The 12,915-nt window shown below is 36.4% G+C and carries 8 protein-coding genes and 1 pseudogene; 7 read left to right on the top strand and 2 right to left on the bottom strand.

Going from position 1 to position 12,915, the window contains the following annotated elements; all coding sequences use genetic code 11:
• The 5 genes and pseudogenes from RTP52_RS16230 to RTP52_RS16210 form a co-directional block, all read left to right on the top strand.
• Positions 1–267 (top strand): annotated as a pseudogene (locus RTP52_RS16230) (ATP-dependent Clp protease ATP-binding subunit ClpX); the annotation flags it as partial.
• A gap of 149 nt (positions 268–416) precedes the next feature.
• Positions 417–2,846 (top strand): endopeptidase La, encoded by a 2,430-nt coding sequence (gene lon / locus RTP52_RS16225; protein ID WP_312372502.1) that lies wholly within the window; start codon positions 417–419, stop codon positions 2,844–2,846.
• Positions 2,847–2,900: 54 nt separating this feature from the next.
• Positions 2,901–3,506 (top strand): ribosome biogenesis GTP-binding protein YihA/YsxC, encoded by a 606-nt coding sequence (yihA, locus tag RTP52_RS16220; protein WP_312105613.1) that lies wholly within the window; start codon positions 2,901–2,903, stop codon positions 3,504–3,506.
• A gap of 531 nt (positions 3,507–4,037) precedes the next feature.
• Positions 4,038–5,393 carry an MATE family efflux transporter gene (locus tag RTP52_RS16215; protein WP_312372500.1) on the top strand — a complete coding sequence of 452 codons (1,356 nt, stop codon included), beginning with the start codon at positions 4,038–4,040 and terminating at the stop codon, positions 5,391–5,393.
• Positions 5,394–5,501: 108 nt separating this feature from the next.
• Positions 5,502–5,846, top strand: a complete 345-nt coding sequence (locus tag RTP52_RS16210; RefSeq protein WP_312105616.1) for a HEAT repeat domain-containing protein — start codon at positions 5,502–5,504, stop codon at positions 5,844–5,846.
• A 312-nt stretch (positions 5,847–6,158) separates the two neighbouring features.
• On the opposite strand, the gene RTP52_RS16205 is transcribed toward RTP52_RS16210, so the two are convergent.
• Entirely contained in the window at positions 6,159–6,710 is a 552-nt protein-coding gene (locus tag RTP52_RS16205; protein ID WP_312372498.1) for a hypothetical protein, read from the bottom strand.
• 86 nt (positions 6,711–6,796) lie between these two features.
• Complete coding sequence (locus tag RTP52_RS16200; protein WP_312372496.1) at positions 6,797–7,777, bottom strand: aromatic acid exporter family protein; 981 nt, start codon at positions 7,775–7,777, stop codon at positions 6,797–6,799.
• Positions 7,778–7,962: 185 nt separating this feature from the next.
• Here RTP52_RS16200 and RTP52_RS16195 point away from each other — a divergent pair, with 185 nt between their 5' ends.
• Positions 7,963–10,263 (top strand): helix-turn-helix domain-containing protein, encoded by a 2,301-nt coding sequence (locus tag RTP52_RS16195; protein WP_312372495.1) that lies wholly within the window; start codon positions 7,963–7,965, stop codon positions 10,261–10,263.
• A 183-nt stretch (positions 10,264–10,446) separates the two neighbouring features.
• Entirely contained in the window at positions 10,447–12,816 is a 2,370-nt protein-coding gene (locus tag RTP52_RS16190; RefSeq protein ID WP_312372494.1) for a hypothetical protein, read from the top strand.
• Positions 12,817–12,915 lie beyond the last annotated feature (99 nt).

The following is a 12,915-nucleotide window of genomic DNA, read 5'->3' as shown; positions in this document are numbered from 1 at the left end:
GTTTTTGAAGAGGATGCGCTGAAAGAAATTGCAAAGCGTTCCTTTGAGCGTAAAACAGGTGCGAGAGGGCTACGTGCAATTATGGAATCTGTGATGATGGATTCTATGTTCAAGGTGCCAACGGATACCAGTGTTCTTAAATGTATTATTACAAAGGAGTCTGCTGAAGGTAAGGAAGAGCCACGTTTGGTTACTGCCGAAAATGGACAGCAGCGTAAGATTGCTCAAAAGAAGGTACCAAAGAAAAGTAGTAATGAAATAGCTTAGTTATGAAGCTTCATAGCTAACATGAAGAAGTCTGTCGGCGAACTCTAATCAGATAGCTGGCAGACTTTTGTTAACAGTAAGTGTACCCCCTTAGTTTTCGCTACGGCGCGCAGATGGGGGCCAAGTATACGTGAGTTTTGGAGGTATTAATGAGTGAATGTACGAGACAACTGCCCGTTGTGGCTCTAAGAAATATGGCAGTCATGCCCGGGATGTTGATTCATTTTGATGTTAATAGAAAAGTAAGTATCGAAGCAATTGAGACAGCAATGCTTTCAAATCAGCAGGTACTATTAGTTTCTCAGATAGATGCAGAGACCGAAAATCCGACGTTAGAAGATTTGTACCGAGTTGGAACGATAGCAGAAATTAAACAGATGATAAAACTTCCTGGAAATGTAATACGAGTTTTAGTTACTGGATTAGAACGAGCAACCTTAGATACTTTAGTATCAGAGCAGCCATATCTAAGAGCCCAGTTAACTTCCAAGGAAGCGGAGCTTCTTAATATAACAGAGGCAGAAGAAGAAGCAATGGTTCGCGCTCTAAGAGACTTATTCGAGGTGTATATTACTGAAAATAATAAGTTAAATAAGGATATTATTCGTCAAGTAGAAGCTTCCAGAGAAATTGAAAAAATGGTGGAGCAGCTCTCGATTCATATTCCTATGACATTAGAGGATAAGCAACTATTATTAGCTGCAAGCGATTTGATGGAGCAGTATGAACGCCTATGTGTAATCTTAGCTGATGAAATAGAAGTCATGCGGATTAAAAAGGAACTTCAGAATAAGGTTAAGGATAAAGTTGACAAAAATCAGAAAGACTACATAATGAGGGAGCAACTTAAGGTCATTAAGGAGGAACTTGGTGAAACAAGTTCTGTTTCTGACATTATGCAGTATCTAGAACAACTAGAAACGTTGGTTGCTAGTGACGAAGTAAAAGAAAAGATTAAGAAGGAAATCGAGCGTTTTCAAAATGTTGCTGGAAGTAACTCGGAGAGTGCTGTAGCAAGGGGCTATGTTGAAACATTGCTTAACCTACCTTGGGACAAAGTAAGCGAAGATTTTATGGATTTAGCCTACGCGAAAGAGGTACTTGAAACAGAACACTATGGGTTAAAAAAGGTAAAGGAACGTGTGCTAGATTTCTTAGCGGTACGTCAATTAACCCAAAAAGGAGATAGCCCTATTATCTGTCTTGTGGGTCCTCCAGGAACCGGAAAAACTTCAATCGCACGTTCTATCGCAAAAGCTCTTCATAAGGAGTATGTCCGCATTAGTCTTGGAGGTGTAAGGGATGAAGCGGAGATAAGGGGACATCGTAGAACCTATGTAGGTGCTCTTCCTGGTCGTATCATTACAGGACTTAAACAGGCAAAGGTGAAAAATCCTCTCATGCTTCTTGATGAGATTGACAAGATGAGCTCTGATTATAAAGGAGATACCGCATCTGCTATGTTAGAGGTGCTTGATTCCGAGCAAAATTGTAATTTTGTTGACCACTACGTGGAAATCCCAGTAGACCTATCGGAAGTTATGTTTCTTGCAACCGCAAATACAACACAAACGATACCGAAGCCTCTACTGGATCGTATGGAAATTATCGAGGTAAGTTCTTATACAGAAAACGAAAAATTCCATATTGCGAAAAATCATTTACTTAACAAACAAATAGAAAAGAACGGTCTAAAAAAGAGTCAGCTCAGTATATCAGAGAAGGCACTTAGGAAGATAATTAGCGACTATACCAGGGAAGCAGGAGTTCGTAGTTTAGAACGTAAGATTTCAGAGGTATGTAGAAAAAGTGCTAGAGAATTGTTAGAACAAGATTCTAAGCAGTATCAAGAACTTAAAAAATCTGCTAAGAAAAAGTCAAACAATGAGAATCCAAGCCATAGTGAAGTAGCGGCTACTTTTGAGGCAGAGGAGATTAGTGTAACTACGAAGCCATCAAAGATAAAGGTAAGTGAGAAAAATATCATAACTTACCTTGGAAAGCCAAAGTATCGTAATGAAATTGCAAGTCAAAAGGATGAAGTTGGAATCGTATGTGGACTTGCTTGGACGAGTGTAGGTGGAACTACCTTACAGATCGAAGTAAATTCGTTACCAGGAAAAGGTGCTTTGATTCTGACAGGCCAGATGGGTGATGTGATGAAAGAGTCTGCCCAACTTGGAATTAGTTATATACGTTCTCTTAGTAAGGAATATAAGATATCAGAGGATTATTTTCAAAATAATGATATTCATATTCATATTCCAGAAGGAGCTACACCAAAAGATGGTCCTAGTGCAGGAATTACAATGGCTACAGCGATGTTATCTACTATTACAGGCAAGAAGATACACGCAAAGGTTGCAATGACTGGAGAAATAACACTTCGTGGTCGTGTATTACCAATCGGTGGCCTAAAAGAAAAGCTACTGGCAGCAAAAAATGCCGGGATTAAGAAAGTTTTAATTCCTGAAAAGAATCGACCGGATTTGGAGGAGTTAGAGCAAGAAATAACCGAGGGTATGGAAGTGATATGTGTTGCTTCCATGGATGAGGTCTTAAAACATGCTCTGGTGTAACTCTGTCGTGATGGAACGATTACAACACAGGAGCCGAGAAATGAGGAGAAAATTATGAATGTAAACCAAGTGGATTTGGAAACGGTATGTGGAGTAACCAGTGTGTTACCAGTGAATACTCAACCAGAATTTGCTTTTGCTGGAAAATCGAATGTAGGAAAATCCTCATTAATTAACGGGTTAATGAATAGAAAGTCGTTTGCTAGAACTTCTTCCCAGCCAGGAAAGACACAAACTATTAATTTTTATCATATCAATGAAAAATTATATTTTGTTGATCTCCCGGGATATGGATATGCAAAAGTATCTACAGAGCTAAAAGCAAAATGGGGCAAAATGATTGAGAAATATTTACGAACTTCCACACAGTTAAAAGTAATATTCCTACTGATCGATATTCGTCATGAGCCTTCTGCAAACGATAAAGATATGTATGAATGGATTGTTCATAATGGATTTGAACCAGTGATTATAGCAACAAAGCTTGATAAAATTAATCGTAGCCAGAGAGATAAACATATTAAAATGGTACGTACTGGTTTGTGTGCAGGAGCAAATACAAAGATCATACCTTTTTCCTCTTTATCTAAAGAAGGAAGAGATGATATCTGGAGATGTATTGAACAGTTTTTAGAAGTTCCAGAGACAGAAAATAAGTAATAATTCATGACATGTGAATTGGATCGCCAATTGATTAGAAAAGAAGGATAACGTGTATACAAACGATGCGTTATCCTTTTTTATTATAAAATAAAATGTTTTGAGGTAGCGAATTATTTATCGTATACCTAACATTTATTATACGTGCTAAGTGGAAACTTTAATACAACTGCTTTAAAGAAGCCCCCACTTCAAAATTAACTTTGTTAATTTAAGTGGTGGGAGTGTTCACGTATAGCTTAAATATTCACGCAATAAATCCCTACTCATTAAATAAAAAAAATAATTTTTTACGGATGATATGACTTTGAAGTGTATGATATTAAAGTAATCATAGGCTAGTTTTGAACCTAAAATGGAATGTAAGCGATTACAAAAAGTACAGATTTTTTGCTAGTACTTCTTAGATTTTTTATGGAAATATAGCGTATAAGACTTTTACCATTGCTTTAATCGCTGTAAGTGATTACAATAACTTATAAGAAGAATACGTAAGGAAAGTACAAAAAGTGATGAGAGAGATGTGTAGCTATGCGAATGAAAGAAAACAAAGACTATTTACTTAAGGGAACCTTATGGAAAGCAATATTAATGCTAGCCATACCAATTGTGGTGAACAATTTTATTCAAACAATGTATAATCTTACAGATTCCTATTGGCTTGGTAAAATTGGTACAGACCCACAGTCAGCAATAACGGTAGTAACTCCGATTCAGAATATCATTGTTAATTTTGGTACTGGTATTACGGTAGCTGGTGCTATATTAATATCGCAGTACCTAGGTGCCAAAGATGAAAAGAATGCAAAATCAATGGTGGGACAGTTGTTTGCTTCTTGTATGATATTTTCGGTTGTGTGTTCAGCTATATGCTTTTTATTAACTCCAGCGTTAGTTGGATGGCTGGCGGGTGGTCAGTCATTTTATAACATGGCAGTTACATATTTACGAATTGTCATATTGGATATGCCATTTTTATTTACCATAAATATCTTTACTGCGGTAAATCAATCGCAGGGTGACACCGTAAGACCAATGTTTTTAAATCTGCTAGGTATTACTTTAAATATGATATTAGACCCTCTTTTTATGTTAGTATTTGGCTGGGGTGTCGCGGGTGCAGCATTAGCTACTTTATTAGCGAAGGTTCCATGTGCGTTAATTGCATTATATAGCCTATGTAATAATAAAAAATCTCTTTATATAACGAAAGAAAGCTTAAAGCTTCAGAAAGATAAATTAAAATCAATAGCAAAAATAGGGTTACCAACTGCGATTGGTGGAAGTACCATGCAATTAGGATTTTTATTGATGACTTCCAGTGTAATTAAATATGGCTCCACCGCGGTTAGTGCTTATGGTATTGGTAACCGTGTTAATGGACTAATTACGATGCCTGCGAATGCCATGGGTTCTGCGGTTGCAACCATTGTTGGCCAATGTGTTGGTGCAAGGGATCAGGCTAGAGCTCAAAAAGCTTATTTATTAGCAAGAAGAATTGCAGTTATTTTCTTATTTGTTGGTGGACTAATTTTATCGAGAGATGCTGTCTCAGAGCCGATTGTGCGTATCTTTAGTGATGATCCAGAGGTAATTCGCTTAGGTACACAGTTCCTTCAATTAATGGCATTTTGGTGCTTTACAAACGGAATTTATACAACAACGAATGGCTTGCATCAAGGCTCCGGGCATACAATGATTAACATGACAATTGATGCAACTAGGCTATGGGTATTCCGACTAGCAACGTTATTCGTATGCGAACGGTTACTTCATATGGGTGTACAAAGTATCTGGTATGCCGTAGTAGTTAGCAATGGAATCTCAGCAGTAATCTTGTGGATTATCTACAAAATGGGCGTTTGGAAAAAGCAGGTCATCTCCTAATATTTGCTTTTTATTTTATAAGTGCTATACTTTAAGGTGGCTACTAAATAAGTGTAACTTATTTGATAATCAAATATTATGAAAGTACAAAGGAAAGAGGGCTTAAGTATGTTTGGTATTGGTGGAAGCACTGAAGAAAAAATGCAACATTTGGTTCGGAAAAAACAATGGGAGAAACTAAGGGGAAAATATCTATATTCTGATGCTAATACAAGAATTTGTTTGGCAAAGGCATGTGGAGATTCCAAATCCGATGAATCGGTTAATCTATTATTAGCGATCTTAGAAGGTAATGAGGAAGAAGTGCAGATTGCAGCACTTTCAGCACTTGGAAAAGTCGGAACTGATCATGTTACATCAACACTGCACTTATTATTAGAGAAAGTTCCGTCAGAAAATTCAAAATTGCGAGATGCTGTATTGAATTCACTGAATCAAATTCGTAATAGATAAAAATAAGAAATCAATTTATATTACTCCATAGGTAAACCAAAGTAGTGGTTACCCTATGGAGTTATTATTTGATTGATAAAATTGTTATTTGCATTTTCGGTATTTTTCTTAGAAATCTAAGAGAATGGAATATCATTTCTGCATTAGTTTCATTCTTATTGTTATCTATAAAATGCAGGAAAGAGTTTTTCAATTATAATCTAGTACATAAAATTAGAAAATAAACATTATTAATTATAAAAAAGAAGATTAGTCCTTTATACGGATCAAATCTTCTTTTTAAAAAGTATTGCTTAACAATTACTAATAAACTTACTGTAACATCTTCTTACCGAGTGCAGCAAGATTTGTCTGATCTTTGGTTCCAATTCCAAACTGAAATTGCATTGTATCAGTTCCGTAGGACTTTACAATTTTACATTGAATTAAAGTTTGATGCTTTATACTACATTCGTAGGATGACATAGATTCTACTTCTGCGTCAGTTCTAGCTTTTAACATAAGATTTGTATAGACTACTTTGTCTTGTTTATTTCTTATTTTACAAGCTACAAAGTAAAGCCTTTCTTCATTAACTGCTTTTTGAACTTCTACTTGTTTTGTAATAAAGACAGCTGATTTTTTATCATCAGACACTGCCTCCGACTGCGAGTCTGCAATTTGAAGTCCATTTAAAGTTCCACGAATAAAGGCAAGTTCTAGTAACCTTTTTACTTGTGGATCATGAATTGAAGTAAAGTTTTTAGTTTTTAAGTTTAAGGTAGACAATTCTTCTTCAGTAAAAGAAGAAACACCATTATTTTTAGCCACCATTTTTTGCATTTCATACTGACTTTTTATTTTATTATTTTTCCATTCATACATAACTAGTTACTCCCTTTTTCGTTAATTATAACATGAAATGTTTAAATCGCAATGTAATTGTCGCTGGGTAGCGTTATTATACAACCCTACGACCAGTACTTTTGTATCTGGTCCTTTGTTAATGTATCTGCAAATTGTTCTTTAATCAAGAGAAACATCTTAAAATCTTTCAAAATCATATATAGCACAGCACGGTCTTCGAATTCCTCTCTGGTAATGGGGAGAGAACTTTGTCGATACTCTTCTTCGAGTTTCTGCTCTAATAGTAATAGCCCTTTGGCGTTATTGGACTCTGCTAAAGAATTAGCGATGCTTTCTATAAACTGTGAAATCGGTATAACTTGCTTCGGCACAGAGCGCAGGGATATGATTTTATCATAAATTTCAGCAAGTATCTGTAATTGGTGTTTGCGCATCTCCATATAGCGTATAAAGTACTCAGACTCCTGGAACAAGGTATTGTTCATGTTTGTATATGCATACGTAGCACCTAGGTTAATATCTTCTTTTAATGGTGTAAAACAGCGATCTTTATATTCACTTTTATCGGACTCTCTAAGAAAATAGGCCATGCGAAATAAGATCTTACGTAAATCAGCTTCGATTCGTACTTGAACTTCTTTAATTTGCTTTACATTACTTGGCATAAATAAATTAATGAGTGTTCCAATTCCTGCCCCGATAAAAAGAAGGAGGGCTTCGTTTGTTATCATGGAAATACTTATGCTCTCAGAGAGAATGTAATGTGTAGCAAGTACAGAATTCATAGCAATTCCATCTTGTAGTTTAACGATAGAACAACCACCAACGAACAAAAAGAGAAATATACCAAAAGGAATTGTGGTAAATCCGAAGTTCGGAAAAAGTAAGAGCGCTAAAATAGAAGCAAATATAAATGCAACTAAACGTTTCAATGAAATAAAAATGGTCTCTTTCTTGGTATCCTGTATGGTTAAAAGAGTAATAATTCCCGCTGAAATACTATAGTTTAATCCAATTGCATTAGCTAGTAAAATAGCAAGGGTACTTCCGATCGCAATCTTACTAACTTTATTAAGCTTTTTCATTGGCTTCTCCTTATCTTTGTAAATCAAATTTATATATTTCATCATACCATAAACTTTTATTATCGCATAGTATAGCTCAAGACTAAAATATACCCAGACTATTAACAAAAAGTGAAATTTATAGTATCATTTAAGGTAGGATTTCAGAGTTACAAAAAATCGAAGAAATGGGAGGGCTAGGTTACATGTTATTACGCAATTTTAAGTTGAAAAAATCAAGTGTATATGTTGTTTTTTTCTTTTCGTATATCTTAATATTAATTGTTGCTTTAAGTAGTGGTTTTGCTTATTATGCACAGATAACAACGAAGATTACAAAGCAAACCGAGAATACGAAACAGTTATTATTAACTGAACTCCGTAACAGTGTGGAAACCAGCACACAATACATTAAGGAAATATGTAATGAATTCACATTTAATACGAAGTTAGAGCAGTTTGCTAAGGGATTACCTTCTGTTACAATTCATGAGGCAATGCAGGAGTTGACGTTGCGGCAAAAGCCGGGAGACCTTCTATTCGATTATTTTCTGTACATAAAAGAAACGGACGAGATTATAACACCAAACATACGAATGAAGGCAGATAAATTCTTTGACATCATGTATTCCTTTGAGGATATAGAATATAAAGAATTTGCAGAACAATTAAAGGGTAATCATTTTCAAAATTATTTACCGATAATGAAAGTATATCAATATGACAAAAATCCAGTGGAGATATTGCCTTTGATTCAGACCTTTCCGGTAGGAACAAAGCAAAAACCACTTGGTCAAGTCATCATATTTATTAATGCTGAAAAATTATTTTCAATGGTGGAGCAGTTCCATGTTGCAACAGAATCAGATGTCTATGTCTATAATGAAAAGAACGTGTGTATATTGTCAAGTTCTGGGGCCCCTGAGTTACCAGTAGAACTTGTAACTGATAAATCAGCAGGAAATAATACAGAGGACAGTATTGTTTTTCGACAATTATCAGATACCTTAGGGTGGAAGTTCATCATTTCTACACCAAAGGATTTATTCTATTCTGAAAACTACGAATTTTTACTTCGGATGGTTGGGGTCACAGTTGTGTATTTGATTATTGGTATCGCCTTAGTTTCTTGCCTCGCGAAATATAGCTATAAACCAATTCGTGAAATTCGAAAATACATCGATAAGAATACGAAAGTAGATGGAGTCGTAAAAAATGAATTTGAGGTTATTAAGACAACCTTAAAAGAGCAAATTACCAATGGAAAAGAATTATCAGATTTACTTGAAAGTCAAAAACCTATTGTGAAGCGTGAGGTACTTGGAAAGTTACTTCATGGAATGGTTACCGACTACAACAGTCTTAAGGAACGTTTTGTTACCCTTGGAATCACCTTTACGACGAATCTATTCTATACGGTTGCCCTTGAAGTATCAGAGGGTTGTGAATTCTTTCGTATGGAGAAAGCAGAAAACGACCAGGGCATGATTCTGGCAAAATTTATTTCAGAGAATGTCGGAGTGGATTTATTTCAAGAGAAGTTTAACTACTACTACCTAGATATGGGGCAAAATACAGCGGTTCTATTATTAAATCTCCGTAAGGAAGAAGAACTTGAGGAAGCAGATGAAATCATGTATCAAAAGGTATCAGAGCTAATTCAATTTCTTAAAAAGTATTATTGCCTATATATTTACACTGGTATTAGTAAACAGCACCATACGCTAAAGGGAATTCAGCTTTGTTTTGATGAATCCAGAAAGGCACTAGAACAACACAAGCTATATGGAGGATTTGAACCGTATAGTTTCTCTGAATTAGAGAATCTGGAAGCGGATTATTATTATCCGAGTGAGATGGAATATCAATTGTTACGATACATTAAGACAGGAGATAGTGATAAGGCAAAACAATTACTACAAAGTATTTTAGATATCAATGCAAGTAAGAAACAAATTTCAACAAGCGCAGCAAGAGGCCTATTATTTGAAATCTCAATCAGCTTAAAGAAGCTTTTTGACGGTGCAATGATATCAAGCGGGAAGGAAACAAGCAACCTTCTTGATTTGGATAATTATTTAAAGACACCTAATCTTCAGATCGCATTCAGGGATTTTTCTTCTTTGATTGATTGGTATCAAAAGGAACGTGCCGAGGTACCGGTTAGTAGTAAAACAAAACGTTTGGTGGATTCCATAGCAGAGTTTATCGAACAAAACATTGGTGAGAACTGGCTTGATTTGAATGGCCTTTCTTCGGAGTTTGGAGTAACTCCTCAGTATATCTCTAATATATTTAAGAAGTATAAAGATGAAAATATAAAAGACTTTATTTCGAAGCTTCGATTGGCTAAGGCAAAGGAATTACTTAGAGATACAGAACTTCCGATTAAGGAGATAGCAAATGAAATAGGTTATGTTGGTGAAATTGGAGTAATACGTTTGTTCAAGAAGTATGAGGGGATTACTCCAGGAGATTACCGTAATCAGATGCATAATGGAAATTAAGAAAGTTAAGTGTACCTCCTTATTATGAACTGAAGATACAGAATATTATATTCTGATAATAAAATCTTAAAAATAGATAATTACAGTTTAAGTATCGAATATCAGCCTTAAACACTGGAAGTTTACGGCGTATTATCTCCAAGTTACAATTAATTTGTTAACAAATTTAAGGAGGTATGAGGTATGCGAAAACAAAGCATGGAAAACCAAGGGGAAGTTGTCCAGTCAGAAAGCGCACTAAGCAAAGAAGTCACCCGAAGGCAAGCCATTAAGGCTATCGGAGCAGGGGGACTTTTGATTGCTTGTGCGCCTTTTTTGTTTGGAAAAACTGCGTCTGCCGCTTCAAGTAAGGATAAGGATGTTAAAAATGTCCAGGATGTTCTTTCTTTGACAGATGTTGAGTCATTAAAAAGACTTAGCAAGGCAGAACGAAAGGATGGAATGATAGTCAACTTACTGGGGTACTATAAGGCAGGAGATGGCGGACAAAAAACATTGGTTTATCTTTCTAAGAGTAAGGAACAGGAGAATGGTGGAACTGTTCATCGCCCAAACGATGGGGGAGGGGCATGGCATGTTCTACACGATGGAATTGGTCAGTTTCGCTGGTTCGGCATCTTTGACGAGAGTATTCCAGCGGATCATGCACTGGATTCTCTTGTAAATGATGAATCCTTTCACCGAATTGAAGCAAGTAGTGACCTGTTGTTAATTAAAAGGCATGTCTTTCATCGAAGTAACCTGGAACTGGATTTTCAAAATCACACCATGTACACTTATGGAGCTGAGAATGCCGACAGGGACAATCCGTTCGCTGCAATGATGTTTTTCCAAGGCGTTAAGGTAGGAAATCCGATTACTGTTACGTTACCTTATGTAAAAAATGAGAAGGGTACACTGGTGCAAGCAGAATTCAGCGAAGATTCCGACTATCTTTACGTTGGCAACAATAAAATGTTTGCAGAACATGAGTGGTATTATGTAGAGACTGATGTACGCCCAATGGAGCAGGTTCCAGGGCGCTTGCCAATCGGTGGTGGCAGCAGTGATAAAGAGATACAAAAATTGCTACGTGTAACCAAGGTAGGAAAGAGTGCCAGTGACACCGAATATGTGGCGTTTAACTACCTAAATGCATGGCCACTTAAGTCCAAACGTAAGATTACTTACCAAAAGATAGAACCTGTATTTCATGTACATATAAAGAATTTAAAATTCGAAGGACAGGGTCATTCCGATACTACAGGGACCAGCCCGGTAGCTCACGAATTTTGCGTAGATTGTAACATTACGAATATTCAAGCAACAAAGGTATTTTGGCCGCTGAACCTTCGTAGATACTGTACTCAGTATGAGGTCAGGGACTGTCTTTTAATAAACCCAGAGGAAGTATCCGTAGGCGGTACAGGATACTTGATACAACAAATGGGATGTCTGTATGGTAGTGTAATAAATTGCAGAGCGCACAATGTGAGACACCTCAATGATTTTACAGGATGTGCTTATTCACTCGTTGAAAATTGCCATTGCACTGGAGATGAGAATGGAGCTTTTGTTACACACGGGCAATACGATCATGATTTAACATACATAGGAAACTCTGGATTCTTAAGCTTTGCCAATAGTGCTTTAAATGCAAAGTCTTCTCATACTTGGGGGGGATTTCACAAAAGAATTGTGGTAAAAAAGCATCAAGCTCCTAGAGTGGTATTTGAAAATAAAATGAATCGTGTGATTGATATGACACTAGAGGATTGCTATGTGTATCGAAACACAGAGCGTTATGGCGGCAATGGAGGATCCATTTGGGCAAATATTGATGGACTTGTCATGAGAAACTGTGTGTTAATGGGACCGTTAGCATTAGGAGAGGATTCTTCCATGTCTCATCGACCAACTATAATTGAAGGCTGTACGATACATATGTTAGATGGACATTACCTTACCAGACATCGCGGAAGTACCTATGAAGTAGAAAGAGACATCACCTTTAAGAATTGTGTATTTAAAAATATAGGACAAAATTTTATTGTAAAAGGCGAGACGATTCGTTTTTATGATTGTCATTTCTATGCAGATTCAAATGCTCCAACCAGCAGGCTGAATGTGGAATCAAAGCATGTGATAATATCTGGCGGTGGATTCCATAATGTTTGTTTCGCTTTTGATAAAGGTGGTACGACGACTGAGGCCGTGGGGGATCAGAGTTTGGTGGTCTGCGGTGGTGCAGTTATGGAAGGAAACAATGCAAGTGGTACATTGATAGATATAAAAAATAATGCACATATTAGGTTAGATTTTTCTAGGGCAGAGTTTGCCCCTGGGTATCAGATGAAGATGATAACGCAAACTCCGGAGGATGGAACAGCTTCTATAGGAACCTTAAGTTTACAGATGCAAGGTACAACTCTGAAAGACACAGAACTTCGTATTTCGGAATCCTCCTTAGGAAAGGATTCTTATATCATGGTGCAGTCGTGTCTATTAAAAAACAGCAGACTCGATTTACCAAGTGGAAGTCAATGTGTGGTGATGAATAATCTGATGCTGTAAAGAAAGATGCTGTGAAGAAAGATGCTGTAAAGAAAAACTTCTGTAAAGAAAACTGATGTAAATAAAAATGCTGGAAGAAAACTTCTGTAAAGAAAGATG

The sequence above is a fragment of the Lachnoclostridium sp. genome (assembly GCF_031997925.1).
GTDB lineage: Bacteria > Bacillota > Clostridia > Lachnospirales > Lachnospiraceae > Lachnoclostridium.
This window is presented reverse-complemented; position numbering and strand designations above follow the sequence as displayed.